Genomic DNA, 26,337 nt, shown 5'->3' with positions numbered 1-26,337 from the left:
ATGGAAGTTACATCAGAGACCTTTGGGCAGCACCTCAAGAAAGAACGAGAGAACAAAGGGTTAACCCTTGAGGAGGTGTCCAAGGCGATCCGGGTTCCTGTGCATAATTTGGAGGCCTTGGAGTCTGGTGATGACACTCGTCTGCCAGCCTCAGTCTATGTCAAGGGTTTCATTCGAGCTTATGCCCGGGAGCTGGAGCTGGACGAGCAAGAACTCCTTGAGGAGTATAATAATATTTACGACGTGGCGCCGGAAAGTGTTCAGCCGCCAATTACCGCTGTTCAGACGCAGAATAATTATATCTTGCCCATCGTTGTCATCGCCCTGTTTGTGGCAGCGGTCCTTGCACTGGGGGGGTATTATTTATTCAGCCGCCAAAAAAAACCCGCCTCGCTAGCCCCTACACCCCAAGTCTCTATGCCCGCGCCGGTGGAGCAAAAACCGACCGCAGAGATGTTTGCTTCCTTAGCTGAAATACCGGTACCCGATGAAGCAATGGAGCAGACCGCTGAACCAGGACCTCCATTAACTGAGGCGCCAGGAACCGCGGACAAAGAAACCGCCAGGGAACATAGCACGGCTCAGCCTGAGGCTCCTGAAGAAATCCAGGCCGCGGCTGAGGAACCCGGGGGCGCGCCTCTTGTCCAGGATGCAACCCCAACATTTGAGGGCGGTCAGCATACCTTGAGAGTAGATGTTATTGAAGAAACCTGGATTCGAATCTTCATTGACGGACAGAGGACTAAACAGTACCTCCTGAGCGCCGGTGAAACCATGTCGTGGCAGGCTGAGAAATTGTTCAAACTCAAGATAGGTAATGCTGGAGGAATCAAGCTTTTTCTGGATGGCGAGGCCTTGCCTCCCATTGGGGAGCGCGGGCAGGTAAAAGAAATCACCCTGCCTCAACCCCGGGAAAATCCCTGACCAGCAATTCAGCCAAATCTTTTTGATAAGACGCGCCAGACCCTGGCGTTTCCTAGAATCTTTCCTGACAGGCACAGAGTCCCACGAGCGAAAAATCCTGGGCTGAAGTTTTTGAAGTAAGTGAAGCGGAAGCGTTCCCTTGAAAACGCCTGCCAGAGATAAAAAAAAATAGTATGGAAAAAGGCCAGTACAGACTCCCGGCCATGGTGCTGGGTCGGACCAACTACGGTGAAGCCGATCTGATCGTAACTTTTTTTACCCGGGAGCAAGGTAAGATAGGTGGTTTGGCCAAACACGGCCGCAAGAGCCGCAAGCGTTTCGGAAACATCCTGTCCTCCCTGGCCCTTGTAAAGTTGGAATTCACCGCTTCCCCAGGGCGGGATCTGGTGAGGCTGGATAGAGGCGAGTTGGTCAGGAGTTTTGAAGCCGTGGCTCAGGATTTGAACCGGCTAGCCCTGGCCAGCTACGCCCTGGAACTTGTGGATGCTTTCTGCGCTCCTCTTGATCCGGCTCCAATGGTCTTTGATCTTCTAATTTGGTTCCTGGATCGCCTTGATGCGGGAGTGCGGCCGCAAGAAGATGCCTTCATTTTTAAGCTTCGATTCCTCAACCAGACAGGCTTTGGGCCCAATGTTTCAGCCTGCCCGCTCTGCGGCCGATCAACCCATGAGGGACAGCCCCTGGCCATGAAACCTGAGCATGGAGGGGTCGTCTGCCAGGACTGCAGCCCATCTGGATTTCCCGTCTCCATGGGGACTCTTAAACTCATGGACCTGGCCCTGATACTGGAACTGGAAAAAATCAACCGGGTCAGGGTGTCCGCCCGGGTTCTGGAGGAAACCGAACTCTTTTTACGCGCTTATATTACCTATACCCTTGGCCGGGAGCTTAAATCGGTTCAGTTCATGGACCAGCTGGAAAAAAATCGCCCGTTATTCAAGCCAGCTTCCAGCAAATAGCAAAAATGAAAGACAGTGAAGGAGCGTTAGATGGGTAAGGGTTTCTGTGTCTGGTTTACCGGATTGAGCGCCTCAGGCAAGACCACCCTGAGCAAGCTTCTTCAGGAGACTCTCCTGGAGCGGGGCTTGCTTGTGGAAATCTTAGATGGCGATATCATTCGAAAAAATTTAAGCAAGGGTCTGGGTTTCTCCAGGGAGGACCGGGACACCAACATTCGGCGCATCGGCTTTGTCGCCCATCTCCTGGCCCGCAATGGCGTGGCTGTTATTGTAGCCGCCATATCCCCCTATCAAAGCGTCCGGGATGAGGTTCGGGCGGAGATTGGTAATTTTATCGAGGTCTTTCTTGATTGTCCGTTAGAAATCTGTGTGGAAAGGGACCCCAAAGGCCTGTACCGTAAGGCCCTGGCCGGTGAAATCAAGCATTTCACCGGCATAGACGACCCGTATGAAGTCCCTGAAAACCCTGAAGTGGTGGTTCGCACGCACGAGGAAAGCCCTGAGGATGGCCTGGCGCGGATCATCCGCACCTTGGAAATTCTGGGTCGCATCCCGGCCATCCCCGGTGAAGACTACTCAGAAGCGGAAGCCGAGGTCATTAAAAAACGACTCACTGAATTGGGATATTTATAGTCCTGCGTTATGGTGCGGCGTTTTTTCTGCCTTTAATGCTTGAAGGCCCGCTGGCCGGTAAAGACCATGGCCACGGGCGGGTCGGCCTGGTTGGCGGCCTCGATTGATTCCCAGTCTCTGACAGAGCCGCCCGGGTGAGCGATGCCTGAAATGCCTTCTTTAATGGCCACGTCCACACCGTCTCTAAAGGGGAAGAAGGCGTCTGAGATCATGACGGCGCCGGGTAATCCGGCTTTATTGGCCTTGGTTTCATTATCAATCTGATCCTGCAATTCTTTATCGGCCTTGCCTTCAGCCACGTCCAGAGTCAGTTCTTTATAAGACCGGCCGTGAAGTTTGAAGCAAAGAGCGTCAGCGTATTTGGAGTAAGCCTTGAAAATGGCGATCTCCGCCACCCCGACCCGGTCCTGCTCACCCGTGCCGATGCCCACGGTAACCTGGTCCTTGATGTAAAGTACGGAGTTAGAAGTCACGCCCTGTTCCACGGCCCAGCCGAAAACGAGGTCATCGTATTCACGGTCGGTCGGCTCGCGCACCGGCTTATAGGTCCGGCCCTGGTATTCGGCCACCGCAGGCTGGAAGTCTTCTTTGGACAGAATGGTATTGACAGCCGATTGCTGGACGATCAGACCGCCGTCCATAAGACTCTTGAAGTCCAGAAAACGAGTCAAGGTGTAATCCTCAAGGCGGTCTAAAGCCTTGATCCGGATGATGCGCAGGTCCTTTTTTTTAGTTAGAATGTCAAGAACCCCTTCTTCATATTCCGGGGCGACCACCACCTCCAGGTAGTTATTCTGAAGCAGTTTAGCGGTCTCCTTGTCTATGGCCCGGTTAAAGCTGGCGGCTCCTCCAAAGGCGGCTACTCGGTCGGCCGTGTTGGCCTTAGCATAAGCCTCAGCCAGACTGGCGGCACTGGCCACACCGCAAGGGTTGTTATGCTTGACAATTACTGCTGTGGGCCGTTTGGTCAGATAGCGAAGGATGCCCAAGGCGCTATCCACGTCGGTCAGGTTGATCTTGCCAGGATGTTTGCCAAACTGGAGCATGGCGTCCGCGTCCAGGCCGCTGACCAGTTCCCTGCCCGGGCCAATGAACTCAATTTCTCCAAGGGTCAGGTTGCCATTGACCAGCCGGTACAGAGCGGCCTCCTGGCCGGGATTTTCGCCGTAGCGCAAGCCTTTTTCCACCAAATTCCCTTGCTCATCCTCAATTTTCCACGTCTGTTTCCTGTAAATAAGGGTCGTTTCGCCCAAGGTGATCTTCATCTCATCAGGGAAGTGGTCATCCATCAGGCGCCGGTACGCGGTCTTAAGGTCACTCATTTGGTCTGCTCCTAATTTAAGAAAATGTCGTGCTTTCAGAGGGGGACTTTTTTTAAAAAGCTCCTTCTGTTAATTGAAGACAGCCTTATCTTTTAAAAAGCTTATTTCCGACGTTCGATAAAGGCGTAAGCGTTATGATTGTGAATGGACTCGAAGGTTTCCGCCCCGACCGAAAACCAGGTGATATTCCTATCGTTGTTCAATTTTTGGGCAATCTCGCGCACCACATCTTCCACGAACATGGGGTTTCTGTAGGCCGTTTCAGTGAGCAGCTTTTCATCATTTCGTTTAAGTAAGGAAAAGACCTCGGCAGAGGCAGAGGTTTCCACCAGGCGAATGATATCCTCAATCCATAAAAACTTATTAAAGCGAACGGCCACCCGCACTTCACCCCGCTGATTATGAGCCCCCACCTCACTGATTTCCTTGGAGCACGGGCAGAGCGTGGTGATGGGCACTCCAAGTTCGATAATGATATCCAGGCTCTCATGATTCAGGGACCCGTTGAAAGAACACTGATACTCCATCAGGCTGGCCGTGCCGCTCACCGGGGCCTTTTTTTCAATGAAGTAGGGGAAGGTCAGCTTCAGGTGTGCTGATTTGGCGTTCAAACGCCGATTCATCTCCTCAAGGATAATCCTCAAACTCCTCAAGGAGATCTCGTCGCAGTACTCGGACAAAATCTCAATGAAGCGGGACATGTGAGTGCCTTTGTACTGGCGAGGCAGGTTGACGTACATATCTATGCTCGCCACGGTCCGCTGTTTGCCTTTGGCCTTATCGAGGACGGTAATAGGGTAGCGGATATTCTTTACACCGACCTTGTCAACCTCGATGTTTCGGTGATCTCTCTGGTTTTGTACGTCTACTATTTCTTCGCGCATTCTTAAATCCGTAAAGGAAGGGGCAGGCCCCTCCCTTTCCCTTATAAATCGGGATCACCAACCCCAGGTAAGATATTGATGAATGGAGTTGGACGCTATTCTTCCGGCGCCCATGGCTAAAATAACCGTGGCCTGCCCGGTAACGATATCGCCGCCCGCCCAGACCCTGGATTTCTTGGTCTTGCCTGTCTCCGGTTCAGCCAGGATATAGCCCCATTTGTTGACTTCCAGGCCTGGAGTTGCGGACGTGATCAATGGGTTGGCGCCAGCACCCACGGCAATAACCACCAGATCGGTCTCCAGGATAAAGTTGGAGCCTTTAATCGGAATAGGACGCCGCCGGCCGGATTCATCCGGCTCACCCAGTTCCATCTTAATGCAATCCATGGCCTTGACCCGGCCGTTTTCGTTACCAATAAACTCGACCGGGTTCGACAGGAGATAGAACTCCACGCCCTCCTCTTCTCCATGGTGAATCTCTTCAGCCCGGGCAGGCATTTCCTCACGCGACCGACGGTAAACGATCCTTACTCTTTCCGCGCCCAGTCTCAGTGCTGTGCGGGCCGAGTCCATGGCCACGTTGCCCGCTCCGAGTACGCAAACGTCTTTACCTCGAACAATAGGTGTATCGTATTCTGGAAAGAGATAGGCCTTCATGAGATTGGAACGGGTCAGATACTCATTGGCCGAATAAATACCGATGAGATTTTCGCCCGGGACGCCCAAGAAACGGGGTAACCCGGCGCCCACGCTAATGAAAACCGCATCGTATTCTTCTAAAAGCTCGTCCACTGTGATGGTACGGCCCACGACCTGATTCAGTTCAAACTTGACGCCTAACTCGGCCAAAGAGTCCATCTCATCCTGAACAATGGCCTTGGGCAGCCTGAATTCGGGAATACCATAAACAAGCACTCCACCGGCTTTGTGGAAAGCCTCAAAAATAGTTACATCGTGGCCTTTGAGGATCAAATCTCCGGCCACCGTCACCCCGGCCGGTCCAGAACCTACCACCACCGCCTTCTTTCCGGTCTTGTCGGCAACCGGAGGCAACGTCTTGTCGCCTTTCTCCCGAGCCATGTCAGCGGCAAACCTCTCCAAACGACCAATAGCCACGGGCTCTTCCTTTTTGCCCAGGACGCACACAAGCTCGCATTGGACTTCCTGAGGGCAGACTCGTCCGCAAACCGCTGGCAAAGCCGTCTTCTCCTTGAGCTTGGCGATAGCGCCGCTGAAGTCGCCTTCCTTGATTAAACGGATAAAACCGGGAATATCAATCTCGACCGGACAACCGCTTATACAGGATGGTCTCTTGCACTGAAGGCACCGGCTGGCCTCAAGCTGGGCCGTCTCAGGCGAATATCCAAGGGGAACCTCGTCAAAATTACTACGCCTAACCTGGGGCTCTTGTTCCGGCATATGCTGCCGGGGAATCTTTTCTTTTTTTTCTGCCATCTTTTCTATCTCCGCATCCGGATGAAAACTATTACCTTTTCAGACCAATTTTGCAATCGTGTTCAAATTTTTCCATGGCCACTTTTTCCATTTCCTGGTAAGCGGACAGGCGCTGCATCAGTTCGTCGAAGTCAACCTGGTGCCCGTCAAACTCCGGGCCTTCGACGCAGGTGAAACGTGTTTTCCCATCAACTGAAACGCGACAGCCGCCGCACATACCGGTGCCATCAATCATTATGGAATTAAGACTGACCATGGTCTGGACATCGTATTCCTTGGTCATCTTTGAAACGAACTTCATCATCGGCACCGGGCCGGCGGCGACGACCAGACTTATTTTTCTATCTCCTTTAAGGTACTCCTCAAGCACTTCGGTCACAAAACCGTGGTGGCCGTAAGACCCATCGTCGGTGCAGACTCTGATCTCACTGGAGGCCGCAGTCATCTCGTCTTCCAGAATGAGCAAATCCTTGGTGCGCGAACCGATGATGGCCACGACTTCATTACCTCTTTCCTTGAAAGCCTTGGTTATGGGATGCACTACGGCCGTCCCGGTTCCGCCACCGATGCAGATGACCAGGCCGTCGCGCTTCTCGATGTGGGTTGGCCGACCGAGAGGTCCGAGCAAGTCCTGATAGCCTTCACCGACCTGCATCGTTTTGAACAAAGCAGTGGACTTACCCACGACCTGATAAATAATGGTGATGGTGCCTTTTTCCAGGTCCGTGTCAGCCATAGTCAGCGGTATACGCTCTCCGGTCTCGTTGGCCTTAAGAATGACAAATTGACCCGGTTTGGCCCTGGCCGCCACCTTAGGCGCCTCAACAACGTTTTTAACCACAGTGCCCTGGGCCATTTCTTCTCTTTCCAGTATTTTGAACATAAAGTCCTCTACATTCTGATCAAGTTGGATCTGAGCTTCAACTCGGTCAAGGATAATTCTGTAAGAATAGGTTTAATAGCAGAAAAAAATGACGGAGTCAAAGGGAAATACCTCACTGGTTATATATCCCGGAATCCTTTTTAAAACAAGGGGAGTGCTCTCTATAGAGTAAAATATGGAGCTTGGTTATAGCTGGTAAAAATAATAGCTAATAATGTGTTCGGACCAAATAAGACGCAGATGTCTGACCAAGGCCCAGCGCCCAATGACATGGTCTGTACAACCTTAACGCAGTCGTTTCATCTTCTCTAGCTCTGATCAGGAAACTGCGGCCACATAGGCTTCAAGTCCAGGGCGACCACAAGACAAGGCGGGCTAATTTCGACCCCCGATTCTGGCCCCTTATCATTTTTTATTTAATCTTATGCTTTGTTTTTTCGAAAAAGTTTATTTTTCTGAGTTAAATCGCTTGACTGGCTATACTTTTCTGTGGTAATGACATTTTTCACAAGTGTTGGCCTGCTGAGGTTTGTTCGAAAATTTATTTTCACAAATCACCTCGGTCAAGGTTGAAATCTCATAACATAGCAAAAGGAATTTCCAACCTGATTAAGCTGCCGCAGCCTCTGTCTTCAGAAGGCTAGCTTAAAAAGGTTATATTGTAAAAAAAAAGCATGACTTTAAGGAGGAGACGGTATGGCTCTAGATCCCACCAAAATGGAAGATTGGCAGATAGCGGAAGCGATTGAAGAAACAATGAAAACTGTTTACCAGCTCGGGGAAGAGATGGGTCTCGAAAAGGAGGAGTTGCTCCCCCATGGCCATTACGTGGCCAAGGTTGATTTTGCTAAGGTCCTGGAAAGGCTGAAGGATAAGCCGGATGGAAAATACATTGATGTCACGGCCATCACTCCAACGCCCTTGGGAGAAGGTAAGTCCACTTCAACCATGGGCCTGGTTCAGGGTATGGGCAAACGCGGCCAAAACGTCATGGCCGCCATTCGTCAGCCTTCCGGCGGTCCGACTATGAACATCAAGGGCTCGGCGGCCGGTGGCGGTATGGCCCAGTGTATCCCTCTCACACCATTCTCCCTGGGACTCACCGGCGATATCAACGCCATCATGAACACCCACAACCTCGCCATGGTCGCGGTGACATCGCGCATTCAGCACGAGTTCAACTATGATGACGAGACCATGGCGAGACGAAACATGGGCTCACGGCTCAACATAGACCCTAAAAATGTGGAGATGGGCTGGATTATGGATTTCTGCGCCCAGGCCTTGCGCAACATTGTAATCGGTATTGGCGGGAGGATGGATGGTTTTCTGATGCCTTCCAAATTCGGTATCGCGGTCAGTTCGGAAGTTATGGCCATCCTGGCTGTAGCCACGGACCTGAAGGACATGCGCGAACGCATGGGCCGGATCGTGGTGGCCTATGATAAGAGCGGCAAACCAATCACCACAGAAGACCTTCAGGTTGCCGGCGCCATGACCGCCTGGATGGTCGAAGCTATCAACCCGAACCTGCTTCAAAGCCTTGAAGGTCAACCGGTCTTTGTTCATGCCGGGCCCTTCGCCAATATCGCTATTGGACAGAGCTCGATTATTGCTGACCGGGTCGCATTGAAGCTGGCCGACTACCATATCACTGAATCCGGTTTTGGTGCGGACATTGGATTTGAGAAATTCTGGAACTTGAAATGCCGTTTTTCAGGCCTCAAGCCTCACTGCGCCGTTATTGTAGCCACCATTCGCGCCCTCAAGTGCCACGGCGGTGCGCCTATTCCCATTCCGGGCCGGCCTATGCCAAAAGAGTACGAGGATGAAAACGTGGAATGGGTTGAAAAGGGATGCGAAAACCTGGTTCACCATGTTAAGACCGTTAAGAAGGCCGGGATCAATCCTGTGGTTTGCATCAACTCCTTTTACACTGACACTGAAGCCGAGATTGCCATGGTACGCCGTCTGGCTGAACAGGCCGGGGCCCGGGCGCCCGTTTCCAGCCACTGGCTTAAAGGCAGTGACGGGGCTCTGGAGTTTGCCGATGCCGTCGTTGACGCCTGCGAGGAAGAAAATGAATTCAAGCTGCTCTATGAGCTTGATATGCCTCTGCGTCAGCGCATCGAGAAGATCGCGGTCGAGGTCTACGGCGCGGACGGTGTAGAATATACGCCTGAAGCGCTGCAGAAGGCGGAGCGGATAGAAAAGGATTCCGAGCTCTCCGGGCTTGGGACCTGCATGGTCAAGACTCACCTCTCCCTGACGGACAACCCGTCTGTGAAGGGAGTGCCCAAGGGATGGAACCTCAGAATCCGAGACATCCTGATATACGGCGGAGCCGGTTTTATCGTACCGGTGGCCGGTGCGATCAGCCTCATGCCTGGCACGGCCTCGGATCCGGCTTTTAAACGTGTTGACGTTGACACCGTGAGCGGAAAAGTCAAAGGGCTCTTCTAGTTATCAAAGCGGACAGTGCATGATGGAAATCTAACTCCGGAGGGTGCCTAACGGTCCCTCCGGATTTTCTTATGGACACCCTGGTTTTAACGGCTTCCCATATTAAGAATCTTGAAGATTACTCTCTAAACCTTTGACATGGTCCTTTTATTCCGATATATAAATAGGGTTTTTTGCGTAACTTGTTACAGATAAAGGTCAGAACTATGTCAGATATAAATATAGACAAAATAGGCACGGTGATGGTTGTTGGCGGCGGTATCGCCGGGATTCAGGCCTCCCTGGACCTGGCGGAGATGGGCTATTACGTTCACCTGGTTGAAAAAACACCGGCTATCGGCGGACGTATGGCCCAGTTGGACAAGACCTTTCCAACCAACGATTGTTCCATGTGTATCATCTCGCCCAAACTCAACGAAGTCGGCGGGCACATCAATATAGAGGTTCATACCTGTGCGGAGTTGCTTGATGTGAAGGGCGCATCTGGGAACATGAAGGCCAAGGTTCTGAAAAAGGCCCGGTATATTGACCTGGAAAAATGCACCGGGTGCGGAGAATGCGCCTCGGCCTGTCCGATCGAGGTGCCCAGCCTGTTTAACATGGGGCTTGACATGGACAGAGCCACTTTTAAGCCTTATGCTCAAGCCTATCCGAATGCTTTTGCCATTCAGAAGCTTGACCCCTCGCCGTGTACCATAACCTGCCCTGCGAACGTCAACGCTCACGGGTATGTCTCTCTGGTGAAGGAAGGGCGCTTCAAGGAAGCCCTGGAAGTCATCATGGAGGTTTTACCTCTGCCAGGGGTCCTGGGGCGTATTTGTTTTCATCCTTGCGAGGAGGTCTGTCGGCGCTCTGAAGTTGACCGGCCTGTGGCCATCCGGGCTCTCAAGCGTCTGGCGGCCGATCAGGCCGATATTATGGAGGTCGAGACTTCCTGTGAGGAAGAAAAATCGGAGAAGGTGGCCATCATCGGAGCCGGCCCGGCTGGACTCGCTGCGGCCTTTCATCTGGCCAAAAAAGGTTACAAATCAACCATTTTTGAGGCCAATTCGGTGCCTGGCGGGATGCTGCGCGTCGGTATTCCTGATTATCGGCTGCCGCCGGAGGTCCTGGACCGGGAGGTTGAGGCTATCACCCGGCTGGGGGTTGAGATCAGGTACGACACGCCGCTTGGACCTGACCTGAGTCTCGAGAATCTGGAGGCTCAAGGCTATAAGGCCTTCTTTCTTGCCATGGGCGCTCATGGAAGCCGGAGTCTAAACGTCGAAGGCGAGGATGCCGAAGGCATCCATCCGGCCATGTCTTTTCTGAAGGACGTCAATCTGGGTCAGGCGCCGCCGCTTGGCAAAAAAGTGGCGGTCATCGGCGGAGGCAACGTGGCCGTGGATGCGGCTCGATGCGCCCTTCGTCTGGGAGATAAAGAGGTGACCATGGTTTCCCTGGAATCGGCCGATGAAATGCCTTCCTGGGAGTGGGAGCTTGAAGAGGCTGCGGAAGAAGGGATCAGCTTCCTCCATTCCTGGGGTCCCCGTCGTTTTCTGGTGGAAGACGGCCGCGTCACCGGGATAGAGCTCAAGGCCGTGACCCAGGTATTTGACGCTGAAGGCCGATTTGCCCCGGAGTATGACGAGACCAGGATCGAGACCATTGACGCAGACACGGTTATCGTGGCTATTGGTCAGGCGCCGATTGTTGACGCCTTGACCAATGTTGACGGACTGACCTTCACCCGGGGAGGAACTGTGGAGGTTGACCCTGTCAGCCTGGCCACCGGTCGGAGCGGTGTCTTTGCAGCCGGTGACATGCAGACCGGCCCTGCTTCGGCCATTGAAGCCGTCGCCGGTGGCAAGGAGGCGGCCATATCTATTGATCGTTACCTCAGGGGTGAAGATTTAACCGCCGGGCGTAAACCCATTGACCGAAGCCTGGACGATAAAAACTGGCGGGACATACCAACGGATAACGAGAAAAGGTCCCGCCTTGAAATGCCTAAGATTTCACTTAAGCAACGGAAAACAACCTTTGATGAGATCGAGCTTGGCTTTGATCCTGAGCAGGGTCAGCTTGAGGCGGGGCGATGTCTGGCCTGCGGGATATGCTGTGAGTGTCATCAATGTATTGCGGCCTGCGAAGCCGATGCGGTGACTCTTGAAACGCACCTGATGCAGGATGAAGTCATCGAAATGGATATCGGTTCCGTGATTCTGGCCGCCGGGTTTGACGCCTTTGACCCCGCTCGCTTTCAAACCTACCAGTATGCCGCCAGCCCGAACGTACTTTCTTCGATGGAGTTTGAACGGATCCTGTCCGCTTCGGGGCCGTATCAGGGGCATCTAATCAGGCCGTCGGACAACAAGGAGCCGAAGAAAATTGCCTGGCTCCAGTGTATCGGCTCACGGGATATCAATACATGTGATCGGCCATACTGCTCAGCCGTTTGCTGTATGTACGCCATCAAAGAGGCCATGATCGCCAAGGAGCACTCGGTCCAAGAATTGGACACCACCATTTTTTTCATGGATATGCGCACCTATGGCAAAGATTTTGAAAAATATTACGAACGGGCCAAGGAGGAAGGCATCCATTTCGTTCGCTGCCGAGTCCATACCGTGGAGCAGACACCCGAGGAAAACCTCGTTATTCGCTATGTGGACGAAAGCGGGGCGGGTAAGACCGAAGAGTTTGACATGGTTGTCCTCTCAGTTGGCCTGGAGCCTACCGCCGAATTCACCGCACTGGCCGAGCGGCTTGGGGTTGATTTAACCGAAGACGGTTTCGTCATGACTTCCTCCTTTGAGCCGGTGGCGACCTCCAGGCCGGGAATATACGTCTGCGGCGCCATCAGCGAACCGAAGGACATTCCCATCTCGGTCATGGAAGCGTCGGCCGCGGCCAGCGCCGCCACATCAGAACTGTCCGAAATTCGTTTCACCCAAACCAAGACGATCGAGTACCCCCCGGAGCAGGACGTATCTGGCCAAGCTCCCCGGATCGGTGTCTTCGTCTGCCATTGCGGCATTAATATCGGCGGGGTAGTGGACGTGCCTGCTGTGACTGAATATGCCAGCACGCTGCCTTTTGTCGAGCTGGCGGATCATAACCTTTTCACCTGTTCCCAGGACACCCAAGGCAAAATTCAACAGGCCGTGGTCGAACACAACCTCAACCGCGTCGTCGTGGCCTCCTGCTCGACCCGTACCCATGAACCGATGTTTAGGGAGACTCTGGCCCAGGCGGGTCTGAATAAATACCTCTTTGAAATGGCCAACATCAGGGATCAAGACTCCTGGGTGCATCGTGACGATCCGGAAAAGGCCACTCAGAAGGCCAAAGACCTGGTCCGCGGCGCGGTGGCCAAGGTCGCCTTACTCGAGCCCCTGCACCAGACCGAACTAGGTCTGACCAAAGAAGCCGTCATCGTTGGCGGGGGTGTAGCCGGGATGACCGCGGCCATGGCCATGGCTGAGCAAGGATTTCCGGTCCATCTGGTTGAGAAAAGCGACCACCTGGGCGGCAACGCCCTCAAACTCAACCAAACCTGGCGCGGCGAAGACATCAAGTCCTACACCCTCAGCTTGATTGACAAGGTTGAGTCGTCTGAATTGATAAACATTTACTTTAACTCAGAGATTACCAAGTGTGACGGATTCCTGGGTAACTTTGTCTCCGAAATCAAGACCCCGGAAAAAACGGTCAGCATTCCCCACGGGACGGTCATCGTCTCAACCGGCGGAACACCGCTGAAACCCGATGAATATCTATACGGTCGGCATGACCGCGTTTTGACGGCTCTGGAGATGGATGAACTCATGGCAGCAGGGTCCGAAATCATCAAAGAGGCCGAGACCGTGGCCTTTATCCAGTGCGTCGGTTCACGGGAGCCGGAACGGCCTTACTGTTCCAAGGTCTGCTGCAGTCACTCCGTGCAGAGCGCCATCAAAATCAAAGAGACAAACCCTGAAACCTCAGTTTACATCCTTTACCGCGACATCAGGACCTATGGTTTCCGGGAGTCGCTTTACCGCGAGGCCCGCAAACTGGGTGTCGTTTTCATCCGTTACGATCTCGAGGACAAACCCAAGGTCGAGGCCGTCAGTCCGGACAAACTCAAGGTTTTGGTGGCCGACCCCATTTTAGGCCGACCGCTTGAGATCAGCTGCGATATCTTATGCCTGGCCACGGCCATCCTGCCCAACGAAGGTGAGGCGATTTCCGAGGTTTATAAAATTTCCCTGAATGCCGAGGGCTTTTTTCTGGAGGCTCATATGAAGCTCCGGCCGGTGGACCTTACCAATGAAGGTATGTTCCTGGCCGGTCTGGCCCATTATCCCAAGCCAATCGAGGAGTCCATTGCGCAGGCTCGGGCCGCGGCCGCCAGGGCCACAACGATTTTAGCCAAGGATTCGATAAGCGTTGGCGGTGTTGTGGCTGTGGTTGATCCGGACAAATGCGCCGTCTGCCTGACCTGTGTTCGGACCTGTCCTTTTGGCGTTCCCCATATTGGCGAAGAAGGCCATGCCGTTATTGAGCCGGCAATCTGTCAGGGCTGCGGCGCCTGTGTCTCCGAGTGCCCGGGTAAAGCCATCAGCCTTCAGCACTTCACGGACGAGCAACTGCTGGCCAAGACGAAGGCTTTAATCGCTTAAGACTATTGAGATGAGGTAAGAAGTATGGCTGCGTTTGAACCGAAAATAATCGCTTACTGCTGTCAGTACTGAGCTTATGCTGCTGCGGACCTGGCAGGTTCGATGAGACTGCAGTATTCGCCCAATGTCAAGATCATCCTCGTGCCCTGTACGGGTCGGGTGGACATCCTGCACCTGCTTAAGGCTCTTGAAGACGGAGCTGATGGGGTGTACGTGGCTGGCTGCATAGAAGGCGACTGTCACTATATCAACGGGAATATCAAAGCTCGTAAGAGAGTGGAATACGTACAGACGGTGTTGGAAAGCATGGGTGTGGAACCGGAGCGGGTTGCGATGTATAACATGTCTACGGCCGACGGACCACGTTTCGCGCAGGTAGCTGAAGAATTCACCGCCAAAATTAAAGAGCTGGGACCTAGTCCGTTTGCAAGAACCAAGGCCCAGGCAGCCTGAGAGTTATACATAGAGGAAGGCCATGATTGTAGGAGAGAGAAAACCGCTTGATGAAATTATTGAAATGATCAAGGATGCGAAAAAGATTCTCATCGTGGGTTGCAAAGGCTGCGTCACGGTCTGTAACGCCGGTGGGAGCAAAGAAGTTGGCATTCTGGCTTCTACCCTCCGCCTTGCCAGGTTAAAGGACAATAACCCTCTTGAGGTGGACGAATTGACGTTGGAGCGTCAATGTGATCCGGAGTACATCGAGGCACTCGATGAACAGGTGCCAAATTACGACCTCATTTTATCTATGGCTTGCAGTATTGGCCCGCAGTTTATTTCCGAACGTTTTCCTGAGGCCCAGGTCTATCCGGCCCTTAATACTTGTTTCATGGGCGGATCCATGGAGCATGGTATATGGGCCGAATACTGCCAGGCCTGTGGAGATTGCAAGGTTCACCTTTTCGGCGGTTACTGCCCTATCGCCCGCTGTTCCAAGAGCCTTCTCAACGGCCCCTGCGGAGGATCGGCAGATGGCAAGTGTGAGGTTGATAAGGAGATTGACTGCGTCTGGCACCTGATCGTGACCAAGCTCATGAAGCAGGGCAAGCTGAATCAACTTACACAAGTTAAGCCCCTCAAGAATTGGACCACAAGCCGTGACGGCGGTCCTCGCAAAATCGTGAGGGAGGACTTGAAATTATGAAATCAGACAGTAACCTGGAAAAGCTTCTTAACGCCGGCCAGTTTGTCATAACCGGGGAATGCGGTCCGCCGCGCAGTTCGAATGCTGAGGTCGTTCGGGAGAAAGCGAAGTATCTTAAAAATCATGTGGACGCGGTAAACGTGACCGACAATCAGACCAGTGTGGTCAGGATGTCCAGTCTGGCCGGATGCCTGATCTTACAGCAGGAAGGCATTGAGGCCAACATGCAAATGGTCTGTCGGGACCGCAATCGCATTGCCATCCAGTCCGACATTTTGGGCGCAACCTCTCTGGGTATCCGGAATATGCTCTGTCTGTCCGGCGACCACCAGAAATTCGGCGACCATCCTGAATCCAAAAATGTCTTTGACCTGGATTCCATCCAGCTCATCCAGACGGTGAAGATGATGAGGGATGAGCGAAAGTTGATTTCCGGCCAGGAGATGGAGGAAGGAACCGAGCCGAGGCTGTTTATCGGGGCGGCGGTAAACCCTTTTGCCGACCCATTTGAGTTCAGGGTTCACCGTCTAGCCATGAAGATTGCGGCAGGTGTTGATTTCGTCCAGACCCAGTGTATTTACAACATGGATAAATTCAGGGAGTACATGAAGCAGGCCTATGACATGGGTCTAACGGAAAAGGTTTATATCCTGGCTGGAATCACGCCCATGAAGTCAGTTGGTATGGCTCGATACATGCAAAGGTCCGTTCCTGGCATGGACGTTCCGGAAGAGGTCATCAGCCGCCTTCGAGGTGCAGAAAAGGGGAGCCAGGCCCAAGAAGGCATAAAGATCGCCTTGGATCAGATTCAAGAGCTCAAAGAAATTCCCGGCGTGGCCGGTGTGCATCTGATGGCCATTGAATGGGAAGAAAAGGTTCCTGAGATCGTGGAAGCGGCCGGGTTACTGCCTCGGCCGACGGTTTAATAAGGAATAGGGGCCCATCGGGATGAAAGGGCGACTTTTCTACGCCCAGGAGATTGGCGACATCCGAGTTCCCTTTTCGTCTCAATGGCTGGAAAAATTAAGGCCATAGATTAAAATCCCGAATTCTGTTTTAAGGGGTCTTGAATTTTGGGAGTAGGTTGTATTATGGTGAGATAGTTTATACAATCCCAAAAGAGGAAGTATATGCCTTCGGCCTTATTTAATACGTTCAACATCCCTTTTTTTTGATAACCATGTCTTGTAATGGAAAACATTTCCATGGTCACACAGGAACAGATAGACCAGCAATGGGACGATGAAGGGGTTATTCCTGACACAATAAATCCAGACACGGATTATCTTATTGACCGGATGACCTGTGAGACTCTGGAGACAGTTGACCCCCGCCCTGGCGAATGGATCCTGGACATCGGATGCGGCCGCGCCTTGGACCTGCTTTCTTTAGAACCCAAAGGGGCAACCCTCTTCGGATTCGATGGCTCACATATTATGATAGGCAGGGCTGCAACAAATTTCTCGAAAAGAGGCGTTCCTCTCAGACTGGTTTGTGGCAGCGCGGAAAACCTTCCCTATGCTGACCAGAGCTTTGATAAAATTTTCTGCAAGGGAGCCATTGATCACTTTTACGATCCTGGCCAAGCCTTGCGTGAGATGATCAGGGTCCTCAAGCCAGACGGACGAGTAATTATCGCCGTCGCCAACTTCAATAACCTGGGGTTTAGAATCGCGAAGTTATATGATCGAATCTACAAGGTTATCAGAGATAAAAGAATTTCAGGCTCTCACATGTGGGACAAACCTGAGGATCACACCTATAAGTTCAACCGTTCTTTCCTCCTGAATATACTCCCGCGGGATGTCCGAATTGATCGGGATTTTGGGATCTCTTTGTTTTGGGGTTTCCCCAAATGGGGAAGATTCTTAAAGTCCCTGCCCGAGAAGACGGCCAAGAGGATCTTGCAAACCATGGACCGGATAGCCCACAAATGTCCCAACCTGGCTGACGTGCTGGTGGTTCGTATTGAGCGAGTCTCTATGGGTGGTGAAAAATCCTTTGAGACTTAGTCCAAATCCGAAAGAAATGCTTAGACGATTGGAGTGAAGATAATGAATAAGTACTCGCGTATTCAAGGATTGGCCCTTTGTTTAGGCACATTCTTTGCCGCTCTTTTATTTCTCATTGGTGTTTTCGCCAGAAATTGGTGGGCCCTCGCTATACCCGTGGCCATCGGATTTTTGTGGCTCCTCGGGCTTGGTTTTTGGATCGGCTGGACGTTGCTCACCATTCAGGTTGAACCCCAAGCAGACCTTCAGGAAGAATAATCCGGCGCCGGCCATGAACATTTGTTTGCAATGTTATCGCGGAAATCCTTACTGTGGCGGGCAGGGAATTTATCTGTACAATTTAAGCCAGGCTCTGGTAAAACAGGGACATGAGGTGACAATGCTCGTCGGCCCTCCGTACCCGAACCCCATGCCTGGGGTGCGAGTAATCAAGCTGCCCAATAAGCATGTCTGGGGCATCAAGATAAAGAAATTACTTCTTTTACACGACCTGAAAGATTTATTAACTCCACTGAACCTCTTTGAATATGTGGCCAGCCGAACGGGTTACTGCCCAGAGCCTTTGGCCTTCAGTCTCAGGGCGGCTTTGAAATTCAAAGAACTCCACCGGGCCAGGTCTTTTGATGTGATTCATGATGTCGAAACACTGGGATTTGGACTCCTGTTAGCCCGAGCACACGGGGTTCCTGCCGTTTCAACGATACACCATCCGCTCATCCGCGACCTGGCTGCATTTTTACCACGAGCGTCTTCCTGGCGGGAACAATATCACAACACGGTTTTTTACCCTCTCTTGATGCAAGGGATGGTGGCCCGCCGGATTGACGGCATGATCACCTCTTCTCATGTTGGTCTGAAAAAGCTGAAAGAAGCTTTCCGTGTGAAACCCAAAAAGGTTCACCTCGTTTACACGGGCGTAAATGCGCATACATTTTCACCAGACCCCTCGGTGGAGCGGAATCCTGATGACATCCTCTTCGTAGGCAACGCTGAGGACCCGCGAAAGGGATTCCGTTATCTTTTAGAGGCGATGCCTGAACTGCCATCTAGAGTGAGCCTGACAGTGGTAGATAAGGGCGAACCGGACAAGCATTATGCTCCCGGTCTGGTCAGGTCCATGAGCCTTGAAGGCCGGGTCACATTTACAGGAAGATTGACTGAAGCCGAGCTGATCGAGCGGTATCGCCGGACTCAGGTGCTGGTGATGCCTTCTCTGTTTGAAGGCTTCGGGCTTCCTGTGGCAGAGGCGATGGCCTGCGGGACATCGGTTGTCACCACCCGAACCGGGTCCCTGCCAGAGGTGGTTGGAGATGACCAGGAAGGAGGGTTGTTGGTTCCTCCAAAGGACTCGCGAGCTTTGGCCGAGGCGATTCACAAAGTCATCTCTGAACCGGATTTTTCCAAGGCGCTTGGTCAGCGCGCCCGCAAACGCGTCGAGCGCCTATTTAGCTGGGAACGAACCGCTAAAAATACGGTTCAGGTCTATCAGAATCTGATCCATCATCAAACGGCTCGACGAACCGCGGCTTTTCCGAAAGGAACATCACGATGCATGACCACAAAGATAAATTGAAAATTTGCCTTTTGAGTTATCGTGGCAACCCTTACTGCGGGGGACAGGGAATCTACATCCAGTATCTGGCTCAGGAATTGAGGAAGCTAGGTCACGAGGTTCACGCGCTTATCGGTCCTCCTTACCCGATATCCATGGATGGGGCCCGGGTGGATCAGATCGCAAACAACATCTACTTTGGGTCCAAGTCCTCGGAAATATTGAAGCGATCCTCGCTCCGGGACCTTTTAAATCCTCTTCACCTGTATGAGTATACCGCTTCCAGAATAGGTGTCTTCCCTGAGATCCGGGCTTTTAGTTTTAGAGCCTACTTCCGCCTTCGGGAAATACTGAAACGGGAAAGGTATGATATCATCCACGATAACCAGTGCCTGGGCTATGGCTTCCTTTTGATGAAAAATTTTGGTATCCCTATAATTTCCACAATCCATCATCCCCTGTCCATTGACCGCAAAATCTGGTTCGAACAACCGCACTCTTTGAGGACGATGATCAAGCGTATGCTTTACTACCCCTTGGTCATGCAGCGGATTGTGGCCAATCGCCTCGATGGCATCATTACGGTCTCCAGAGATTCAGCCGTCCAGATTCAAAAGGATTTCGGGGTTGACGAGAAAAAGATTCGAGTGGTTTACAACGGTCTTGACGCTTCAATATTTCGTCCTATCCCTGAGGTCGAGAAGTTTCCCAACCGGATAATATTCGTAGGCAATTTGGCCGACCCGAAGAAGGGCCTGGAGTATGTGCTCAAAGCCATGCCTCTCCTGGACCGGAACGTCCATCTGATCGTCGTTAATGGCGGGACTCCGCCTCGAGTTTCGAGTCAGGACCTGATCCAGCGCTATGAACTCGGGGATCGTATCCACATTACCGGTCAGGTTGACCAGGAAGAGCTGGTTAGATGGTATTCTTCCGCACAGGTGGCGGTCGTGCCTTCTCTCTATGAGGGCTTTGGATTTCCTGCTGCCGAGGCCATGGCCTGTGAGCTGCCGGTCGTGGCCACCACTGCTGGAGCCCTGCCTGAAGTAGTTGGGACCAATAAAAAGAGCGGCTACCTGGTTCCGCCCAGAAACTCGGAGCGCCTGGCCGAGGCCATCGGTGACCTGCTCAAGGATCCGGCTAAGTGCCAGGAAATGGGCAAGGCAGCGCGGCAGAGGATTCTGAACGACTTCAGCTGGGAAAAGTCAACCAAGCAATTGGTGCAGGTCTATCAAGAGGTTGCGAGTGCTTACCGTTGACTTTAAACAATTGAAGCCTTCGGAGGGTGATCTTATCCTGGACGCCGGATGCGGAGAAGGTCGGCACAGCTTCGCCCTGAACAAAGCCGGCTGTAAAGTTTTTGGCCTGGATTTTGATCATCAATGCGTGAGTAAGGCCCAATATGTATTTCGGGAAATGGTTAAAAACGGCGAGGCGAACGGCCCGGCCCTGTTCATCCAGGGAGACACTCTTCAGCTCCCTTTCCCCAACGCTACTTTTGACAGGATCATCTGCGCCGAGGTCATGGAGCATATTCCCGATGATCGGCATGTGGTCTCTGAACTGTTTCGGGTGCTGAAACCAGGAGGCGTGATGGCGGTGACCGTGCCAACGCCGTTTACGGAACATGTATACAAGCGGCTTTCCTGGAAGTATTTTCGCACGCCGGGAGGGCATATCAGGATCTACCGTCCCCAACAGCTCTTCCGTCTTCTCACCTCCAGCGGGCTAAAAATTTACGCCATTACCTTTGCCCATGCTTTTCACAGTTTTTACTGGGTCCTGAGGTGCCTCTCCGGATTGGACAATGAAGAGGCCAAGATTCCCAAGCTATACCATCGCTTCCTTCACCAGGTCGTTCTGAACGATCAGCTCAAGCACTGGGAGAAATCCTGCAACCACTTTTTCCCCAAAAGCATGGTTGTTTACACGCAAAAGCCTTTTTAGGCTTTTATTTTGCTTAATCCAATTCGGCCTCTCAAGGGCCTTGCCTTCTATCCTAAAAAGCCTTGCCCCGCCGCGGGTTTTATGTTATCAGCATATACGATTGATTGTCATTCTCAGGGAGTTACGAGCATGGACCGAACAATTTTTAATACAAGGCCGGACGACATCACGGATGAAATGTTGAATAAGGTTGACGAGATAATCGCCCGGCTTAAAGGTTCTCGGGGTTCGCTTATTCCTGCCCTTCAGGCCACCCAGGAAGTCTGTGGTTATCTGCCAGCCTATATTCAGGATTATCTGGCCAAAGGACTCGGAATTGCCGGGAGCGACGTCTTTGGCGTGGTGACTTTTTACTCCTTTTTTACGATGGTGCCTCGGGGACGCCATATCATCCGTGTCTGTTTAGGGACGGCCTGTTTTGTCAAAGGGGCCAACCAGACACTGAACCGCCTGGAGCATAAACTTAATATCAAGGTCGGGGAAACAACTGAGGACAGAAGGTTTACTTTAGAGGCTGTTCGCTGCTTGGGGGCGTGTAGTCTTGCTCCAGTGACCATGATCGATGGCGAAAGCCACCGCGGCATGACCTCGAACAAAATCATGGATGTTGTTAACCGATATGAATAAATCTTAATTCGGGGGACGATACTAGCCTGTATGCATGAGTCTAATCCGGAAGGCGGTGTGAACCTCCGCCAGGTTGTTGAGATTCTGGATGCCGAAGTCCTGGCCAGTGAGGATCATCTCGATCAGACGGTAGAACATATTGAATGCACAGACCTCATGAGCTAGGTTCTGACCTTTGTCAAATCAGGCAACCTCCTTCTGACCGATCTAATCAATATCCAGGTAGTCAACACAGCCAATATATCTGGTCTGATTGTGGGGCATGCGGAGGTTGATTTTTTGTATACGCAGAAGGTCGGCTCGAACGTTTTTATTCTTTATACTCGGGAGATTAAGGCCGCCTTGGAAGGCGTGCTTCTGAGTCATCCTGAAGTGATTAGATTTTTACGTGAAAACCTCTAGGAAGGATTGGCCAAGTTAGGGCCGATCTGAACGGAGCTTTGAGATCTATGGAGGAGTGCTTAACATGGCCAAGTTAAAATTGGAAGATTTAAAAAAAATTAAAGATCAGGTCCTTAAAGACACCGCTTTACGTGAAGGAGGGGCCACGGCTAAGATCACGGTTCATATGGGCACCTGTGGCATCGCCTCCGGTGCGCGCCAGGTAATGGAAGCATTGATGGACGAGGTCAGTCAGTGCGATCGTAAGGACATTACGGTCACTACCTCGGGCTGTATAGGTTTGTGCAGTGAAGAACCTATCGTCACGGTTGAGCTGTTGAATCAGGAGCCCATCCGTTATCACTTTGTGGAGCCAAACAAGATGCGTCAGATTTTTAGACGCCATATTCTGGAAGGAGAGGTCCAAGACGAATTTGTAATGGCCAAAGGCAGTGAGCACTCAAACCGATCGGAGAAAGAATTAGGAGATAGTTGATGAAGACTTTTCGTTCCCATGCTTTGATATGCACAGGCACTGGATGTATTTCCTCAGGGAGTTTGGAGGTTAAAGCGGCGCTGGAGGCTGAACTGAAAAACAAGGGGCTGGCTGATGTAGTCGAGGTTGGAGAAACCGGCTGTATTGGTTATTGCGCCGCCGGGCCGTTCATGAGCGTTTACCCTGAAAAGGTGCTTTACCAAAATTTGACAGTTGATGATGTCCCTGAATTAGTCAGCGAACATTTCCAAAAAGGCCGGCCGGTTGAAAGGCTGTTTTACCGGGAACCCGATAAAAAAGAAAAAATCCCCGAGATGCTGGAGCTTCCCTTCTTCGCCAACCAGCGTATTGTGGTCCTGCGTAACAAGGGCCTGATCAACGCAGAGAAAATAGATGAGTATATTGCCCGGGACGGTTATCTGGGCGCGGCCAAGGCGCTTTTAGAAATGGCGCCTCAAGAAATTATTGAAGAAGTAAAGGCTTCAGGCCTCCGGGGCCGTGGCGGAGCTGGTTTCCCTACCGGCCGGAAACTAGAACTTGGGGCAGGGTCCAATGGCCGGCTCAAGTATATGATCTGTAACGCAGACGAAGGGGACCCCGGGGCTTTCATGGACCGCTCGGTCCTGGAGTCTGATCCCCATGTCATCCTGGAAGGCATGATCATTGCCGCCAAGGCCATTAACGCCCATTATGGATATATTTACTGCCGGGCAGAATACCCCCTGGCTGTGAGAAACCTTAATATCGCCATCGAACAGGCAACCGAGTACGGGCTCCTGGGCAAAGATATATTGGGCTCCGGCTTTGAGTTTGGCCTGGAGGTTTACCAGGGCGCCGGGGCCTTTGTCTGCGGCGAAGAAACAGCCTTGATAGCCTCCATCGAAGGTAAACGAGGCATGCCGCGGCCGAGGCCGCCCTTTCCGGCGGAATCAGGTATATTTGGCCATCCTACCATCAATAGCAACGTCGAAACATACGCCAACATCCCCAGGATTATCCTTCAAGGTTCAGCATGGTATGCCTCTATTGGGACGGAAACGAGCAAGGGAACCAAGGTATTTGCCTTGACTGGTGATGTTAATAATAATGGCCTGGTGGAGGTGCCTATGGGGACCACCGTCGGGACCATTATTTATGATATTGGCGGCGGGATTCCCAATGGGAAACGATTCAAGGCGGTCCAGCTAGGCGGTCCTTCCGGGGGGTGCATTCCGATCCAGCATCTTAATGCCCCTGTGGACTATGAATCAATAACTAAACTGGGGGCCATCATGGGTTCAGGCGGGATGATCGTCATGGACGAGGACACCTGTATGGTGGATATGGCCCGCTTCTTCATGGAATTCGTTCAGGACGAATCCTGTGGAAAATGTCCACCCTGCCGCGAGGGAACCAAGCGCATGCTTGAAATTTTGGAAAAAATCTGTGAGGGTCGCGGCGAGCCGGAAGACCTGACCACCCTGGAGGAGCTTAGCGCACAGATTTTAAACTCCGCCCTTTGCGGCCTTGGCCAGACAGCGCCCAATCCAGTCCTTTCCACGCTCAGGTATTTCCGGAATGAGTACGAAGCCCATATTTATGAAAAACGATGTCCGGCCGTGGTGTGTTCCAGCCTTTTCAAGACGCCCTGTCAACACGCCTGCCCTGTGGAGATGGATATCTCCAGTTACGTAGCCCTGGTGCGCGCCGAGAGGTTAAATGACGCCTATAAAGTCCTTTTGAAAACCAACCCCTTCCCCTCCGTATGCGGCCGGGTCTGCAACCACCGATGCGAATCCAAATGCAGGCGAGGCGCGCTGGATCAAGCGATCAGCATCAAGTACCTCAAACGCTTCATTACAGACAATGGCCAGAAACCCACGCTAGAGAAGGTACCGGTGACGCGACAGCAAAAGATCGCCGTCATCGGCGGGGGCCCGTCGGGTCTGACGGCCGCCCGGGAGCTGGCCCTGAGAGGATATGCCGTAACAGTTTTTGAAGAACTTTCCCAAGCCGGCGGGATGCTTCGCTGGGGAATTCCAGAATACCGGCTTCCCAGAGATATCCTTCAGGAAGAGATTGACGACATCCTGAGCCTGGGTGTCGAACTCCGATGCAAGACCAAAGTTGGCCAGGACATCTCCTGGAATAACCTCCGAAAGGATTTCGATGTTATTTACCTGGCGACAGGCGCCCCTCAGAGCACCAGTCTGGGAGTGGAAGGAGAGGAGCTTAAAGGCGTGGACGGAGCCGTGGAATTCCTGCGCGAACTTAACATGGGAGAGAAGCCCACAGTGGGGAAGCGGGTCGCGGTCATCGGAGGCGGCAATTCGGCTGTTGACGCCTCACGCTCCGCCTTAAGACTTGGGGCCGAGGAAGTTACTATTCTTTATCGAAGACTAAGGCCGGATATGCCTGCTCAGGAAGAGGAGATCAAGGCGGCTGAGGATGAAGGCGTGAACATCGAGTTCCTGGTAAATCCCCTGCGCTTTACAGGTGACAATAGTCATGTGGGGAAGGTCGTTTGCCAGAGAATGTCACTTGGTGAATTCGACGCCAGCGGAAGAAGAAGGCCTGTGCCTCTGGAGGATGATTTCCTAACGGTGGATGCGGATCAGGTGATCGTGGCCATTGGGCAGGCCACTGATCTGGCCTTTGCCACTCAGAATGGGGACATCAATGTCTCAAAGAGAAGCTTCGTGAAAATCGAAGCAGGCATGCGGGCACGAGCGAGTGAAGCCATGATATTCGCCGGAGGAGACGTGGTCACCGGTCCTGACACGGTAATTGGAGCGATTGCCGCGGGACAAAAGGCAGCGGTTGAGATCGATACAGCCATTCGGGAAAACAATGGCGAGCCGGCCTACATCCCGCCTCCTCAGGAAGAGATTGAAATCCCAAAAGTCCTTGAAGAGATTCCAGACAGGCTTCGAGAGATCATGCCCGAAACCTCTGCAGCCGAGAGAGTCCGAGATTTCAGCGAGGTGGAACTCGGTTTCTCTAAAGAGGCAGCTCTGGCTGAGGCCTGTCGCTGCCTCAGGTGTGATCTTTCAGAGGAAGAAGAAGCTTAATACATTCAACTTTGACTGTTAAATATCGAGTCTTAATAACCTTCCCTAATGTCCGGGAGAGATCATTTGAGTCTTTCCGCCCTTAGCGCGGATTGATGCGCCCAACCGGCATGACCGTTCATAATAAAGCCATCGTCAAGATAGAAGGGAAGCTTCGGACGGACCCATCAAGGCCGGATCGCGGATAACTCTGCTATATGCGCAGATTCAAACCCCTGAAAAGTAACGGCATCCGGCTGGTCAAGCCCTTGATCCGAGGAACCGATGGTAAATGGGCGAAAGAAACCTGGGAAACCACCCTGGACTTTCTGGCCGAAAAAATGAATTCCCTGGTAAAAGACACCAGGGGCGAGGGCATTTTTGGTCTGGTCTCAAGCCGATGTTCCAATGCTGATCCCTGATTGTGATTGTCTCATTGTCGTCAGCGGAGATCCATACAAGAGCCAGCCGGTCGTTTCATCCCTTATGCGCAGGTCTGTCCTGGAAAATGGAACAAAATTAATGGTGATTGGCCCGGAAAATCCATTGCAACCGTGGAGTTCCTTCTATCTGCCTGTCAAAAACGGGCAGGAAGTTCAACTGATCAAAGCCCTCTGGGCCGAGAGGGTCGCGGCGAGCCGGAAGACCTCTCTGCCCTTGAAGAACTGAGCGGGCAAATTAAAGACGCCGCCCTCTGCGGTCTGGGCCAGACCGGCCCCAAGCCTGTCCTCTCCACGCTCAGATACTTTCGGGATGAATATGAGGCTCACATCCTCGAAAAACGCTGTCCGGCCAAGCGCTGCGTGAGCTTGCTTAAATTTGCGGAAATCGCCGAACTTGACGGCTGCTATGTCATCAAGACCGACCTGCCTGATGAGGCCGCGGATATGGACACCATACACGACCGTTACAAGGACCTGGCCCAAGTCGAGCGCGCCTTTCGGAATATGAAAACCGGGCATTTAGAAGTGCGGCCGGTC

The 26,337-nt window shown here is 52.4% G+C and carries 22 protein-coding genes; 18 read left to right on the top strand and 4 right to left on the bottom strand.

Annotation, left to right across the window (positions count from 1 at the left end; translation table 11 throughout):
- The 3 genes from JRI95_04550 (at position 1) to cysC (ending at position 2,516) form a co-directional block, all read left to right on the top strand.
- Positions 1 to 924 carry a DUF4115 domain-containing protein gene (locus tag JRI95_04550; GenBank protein ID MBW2060816.1) on the top strand — a complete coding sequence of 308 codons (924 nt, stop codon included), beginning with the start codon at positions 1 to 3 and terminating at the stop codon, positions 922 to 924.
- A 173-nt stretch (positions 925 to 1,097) separates the two neighbouring features.
- Entirely contained in the window at positions 1,098 to 1,883 is a 786-nt protein-coding gene (gene recO / locus JRI95_04545) for a DNA repair protein RecO (protein MBW2060815.1), read from the top strand.
- A gap of 30 nt (positions 1,884 to 1,913) precedes the next feature.
- Entirely contained in the window at positions 1,914 to 2,516 is a 603-nt protein-coding gene (gene cysC, locus JRI95_04540; protein MBW2060814.1) for an adenylyl-sulfate kinase, read from the top strand.
- Between the two features lie 32 nt (positions 2,517 to 2,548).
- Here cysC and JRI95_04535 read toward each other — a convergent pair whose 3' ends face one another.
- The 4 genes from JRI95_04535 to JRI95_04520 all read right to left on the bottom strand — a co-directional run bounded on the left by JRI95_04535 (position 2,549) and on the right by JRI95_04520 (position 7,060).
- Positions 2,549 to 3,838: an IMP cyclohydrolase gene (locus JRI95_04535; protein MBW2060813.1), complete on the bottom strand. Its 1,290-nt coding sequence runs from the start codon at positions 3,836 to 3,838 to the stop codon at positions 2,549 to 2,551.
- 101 nt (positions 3,839 to 3,939) lie between these two features.
- Positions 3,940 to 4,710, bottom strand: coding sequence for a GTP cyclohydrolase I FolE2 (locus tag JRI95_04530; protein ID MBW2060812.1), 771 nt, complete (start codon positions 4,708 to 4,710; stop codon positions 3,940 to 3,942).
- A 66-nt stretch (positions 4,711 to 4,776) separates the two neighbouring features.
- Complete coding sequence (gene gltA, locus JRI95_04525) at positions 4,777 to 6,177, bottom strand: NADPH-dependent glutamate synthase (GenBank protein ID MBW2060811.1); 1,401 nt, start codon at positions 6,175 to 6,177, stop codon at positions 4,777 to 4,779.
- A gap of 31 nt (positions 6,178 to 6,208) precedes the next feature.
- Positions 6,209 to 7,060, bottom strand: coding sequence for a sulfide/dihydroorotate dehydrogenase-like FAD/NAD-binding protein (locus JRI95_04520; GenBank protein MBW2060810.1), 852 nt, complete (start codon positions 7,058 to 7,060; stop codon positions 6,209 to 6,211).
- 696 nt (positions 7,061 to 7,756) lie between these two features.
- On the opposite strand from JRI95_04520, the gene JRI95_04515 reads away from it, so the two are divergent.
- From JRI95_04515 to JRI95_04445, 15 genes are all read left to right on the top strand, one after another.
- On the top strand, positions 7,757 to 9,523 hold the full coding sequence (locus JRI95_04515; GenBank protein ID MBW2060809.1) for a formate--tetrahydrofolate ligase: 1,767 nt from the start codon (positions 7,757 to 7,759) through the stop codon (positions 9,521 to 9,523).
- Between the two features lie 206 nt (positions 9,524 to 9,729).
- Entirely contained in the window at positions 9,730 to 14,169 is a 4,440-nt protein-coding gene (locus tag JRI95_04510) for an FAD-dependent oxidoreductase (GenBank protein ID MBW2060808.1), read from the top strand.
- 24 nt (positions 14,170 to 14,193) lie between these two features.
- Positions 14,194 to 14,622: a hydrogenase iron-sulfur subunit gene (locus JRI95_04505; GenBank protein MBW2060807.1), complete on the top strand. Its 429-nt coding sequence runs from the start codon at positions 14,194 to 14,196 to the stop codon at positions 14,620 to 14,622.
- A 22-nt stretch (positions 14,623 to 14,644) separates the two neighbouring features.
- Positions 14,645 to 15,313, top strand: a complete 669-nt coding sequence (locus tag JRI95_04500; GenBank protein ID MBW2060806.1) for a methylenetetrahydrofolate reductase C-terminal domain-containing protein — start codon at positions 14,645 to 14,647, stop codon at positions 15,311 to 15,313.
- Positions 15,310 to 16,239: a methylenetetrahydrofolate reductase gene (locus JRI95_04495; GenBank protein ID MBW2060805.1), complete on the top strand. Its 930-nt coding sequence runs from the start codon at positions 15,310 to 15,312 to the stop codon at positions 16,237 to 16,239. The genes JRI95_04500 and JRI95_04495 overlap by 4 nt, the downstream gene beginning before the upstream one ends.
- A gap of 279 nt (positions 16,240 to 16,518) precedes the next feature.
- Complete coding sequence (locus tag JRI95_04490) at positions 16,519 to 17,325, top strand: class I SAM-dependent methyltransferase (GenBank protein ID MBW2060804.1); 807 nt, start codon at positions 16,519 to 16,521, stop codon at positions 17,323 to 17,325.
- 42 nt (positions 17,326 to 17,367) lie between these two features.
- A complete protein-coding gene (locus JRI95_04485; GenBank protein ID MBW2060803.1) occupies positions 17,368 to 17,583 on the top strand; it encodes a hypothetical protein in 216 nt (71 codons plus the stop codon).
- 13 nt (positions 17,584 to 17,596) lie between these two features.
- Positions 17,597 to 18,898, top strand: coding sequence for a glycosyltransferase family 4 protein (locus JRI95_04480; GenBank protein ID MBW2060802.1), 1,302 nt, complete (start codon positions 17,597 to 17,599; stop codon positions 18,896 to 18,898).
- The gene (locus JRI95_04475) at positions 18,874 to 20,136 is read left to right on the top strand and encodes a glycosyltransferase family 4 protein (GenBank protein MBW2060801.1); all 1,263 of its coding nucleotides are present in this window, start codon (positions 18,874 to 18,876) and stop codon (positions 20,134 to 20,136) included. The genes JRI95_04480 and JRI95_04475 overlap by 25 nt, the downstream gene beginning before the upstream one ends.
- Positions 20,123 to 20,824 (top strand): class I SAM-dependent methyltransferase, encoded by a 702-nt coding sequence (locus tag JRI95_04470; protein ID MBW2060800.1) that lies wholly within the window; start codon positions 20,123 to 20,125, stop codon positions 20,822 to 20,824. The genes JRI95_04475 and JRI95_04470 overlap by 14 nt, the downstream gene beginning before the upstream one ends.
- A 129-nt stretch (positions 20,825 to 20,953) precedes the next feature.
- On the top strand, positions 20,954 to 21,451 hold the full coding sequence (locus tag JRI95_04465) for an NAD(P)H-dependent oxidoreductase subunit E (GenBank protein MBW2060799.1): 498 nt from the start codon (positions 20,954 to 20,956) through the stop codon (positions 21,449 to 21,451).
- Positions 21,452 to 21,917: 466 nt separating this feature from the next.
- Positions 21,918 to 22,328 carry a (2Fe-2S) ferredoxin domain-containing protein gene (locus JRI95_04460; protein ID MBW2060798.1) on the top strand — a complete coding sequence of 137 codons (411 nt, stop codon included), beginning with the start codon at positions 21,918 to 21,920 and terminating at the stop codon, positions 22,326 to 22,328.
- Positions 22,328 to 25,378: an FAD-dependent oxidoreductase gene (locus JRI95_04455; protein MBW2060797.1), complete on the top strand. Its 3,051-nt coding sequence runs from the start codon at positions 22,328 to 22,330 to the stop codon at positions 25,376 to 25,378. Before JRI95_04460 ends, JRI95_04455 begins: the two co-directional genes overlap by 1 nt.
- A 197-nt stretch (positions 25,379 to 25,575) precedes the next feature.
- On the top strand, positions 25,576 to 25,779 hold the full coding sequence (locus tag JRI95_04450) for a molybdopterin-dependent oxidoreductase (GenBank protein MBW2060796.1): 204 nt from the start codon (positions 25,576 to 25,578) through the stop codon (positions 25,777 to 25,779).
- A gap of 6 nt (positions 25,780 to 25,785) precedes the next feature.
- On the top strand, positions 25,786 to 26,337 hold a 552-nt coding region (locus JRI95_04445; protein ID MBW2060795.1), incomplete at its 3' end, for a hypothetical protein.

The organism is Deltaproteobacteria bacterium (genome assembly GCA_019308995.1).
Classification (GTDB): Bacteria; Desulfobacterota; Desulfarculia; order Adiutricales; family JAFDHD01; genus JAFDHD01.
Note: the sequence above shows the minus strand (reverse complement) of the source record. Positions and strands in the feature narration are given on the sequence as shown.

Bases quoted from the DNA above. Each gene is read 5' to 3' on its own strand.
- JRI95_04550 (MBW2060816.1), top strand. From the start codon at position 1: ATGGAAGTTACATCAGAGACCTTTGGGCAGCACCTCAAGAAAGAACGA.
- recO (MBW2060815.1), top strand. From the start codon at position 1,098: ATGGAAAAAGGCCAGTACAGACTCCCGGCCATGGTGCTGGGTCGGACC.
- cysC (MBW2060814.1), top strand. From the start codon at position 1,914: ATGGGTAAGGGTTTCTGTGTCTGGTTTACCGGATTGAGCGCCTCAGGC.
- JRI95_04535 (MBW2060813.1), bottom strand. From the start codon at position 3,838: ATGAGTGACCTTAAGACCGCGTACCGGCGCCTGATGGATGACCACTTC.
- gltA (MBW2060811.1), bottom strand. From the start codon at position 6,177: ATGGCAGAAAAAAAAGAAAAGATTCCCCGGCAGCATATGCCGGAACAA.
- JRI95_04520 (MBW2060810.1), bottom strand. From the start codon at position 7,060: ATGTTCAAAATACTGGAAAGAGAAGAAATGGCCCAGGGCACTGTGGTT.
- JRI95_04515 (MBW2060809.1), top strand. From the start codon at position 7,757: ATGGCTCTAGATCCCACCAAAATGGAAGATTGGCAGATAGCGGAAGCG.
- JRI95_04510 (MBW2060808.1), top strand. From the start codon at position 9,730: ATGTCAGATATAAATATAGACAAAATAGGCACGGTGATGGTTGTTGGC.
- JRI95_04500 (MBW2060806.1), top strand. From the start codon at position 14,645: ATGATTGTAGGAGAGAGAAAACCGCTTGATGAAATTATTGAAATGATC.
- JRI95_04495 (MBW2060805.1), top strand. From the start codon at position 15,310: ATGAAATCAGACAGTAACCTGGAAAAGCTTCTTAACGCCGGCCAGTTT.
- JRI95_04490 (MBW2060804.1), top strand. From the start codon at position 16,519: ATGGTCACACAGGAACAGATAGACCAGCAATGGGACGATGAAGGGGTT.
- JRI95_04485 (MBW2060803.1), top strand. From the start codon at position 17,368: ATGAATAAGTACTCGCGTATTCAAGGATTGGCCCTTTGTTTAGGCACA.
- JRI95_04480 (MBW2060802.1), top strand. From the start codon at position 17,597: ATGAACATTTGTTTGCAATGTTATCGCGGAAATCCTTACTGTGGCGGG.
- JRI95_04475 (MBW2060801.1), top strand. From the start codon at position 18,874: ATGCATGACCACAAAGATAAATTGAAAATTTGCCTTTTGAGTTATCGT.
- JRI95_04465 (MBW2060799.1), top strand. From the start codon at position 20,954: ATGGACCGAACAATTTTTAATACAAGGCCGGACGACATCACGGATGAA.
- JRI95_04460 (MBW2060798.1), top strand. From the start codon at position 21,918: ATGGCCAAGTTAAAATTGGAAGATTTAAAAAAAATTAAAGATCAGGTC.
- JRI95_04455 (MBW2060797.1), top strand. From the start codon at position 22,328: ATGAAGACTTTTCGTTCCCATGCTTTGATATGCACAGGCACTGGATGT.
- JRI95_04450 (MBW2060796.1), top strand. From the start codon at position 25,576: ATGCGCAGATTCAAACCCCTGAAAAGTAACGGCATCCGGCTGGTCAAG.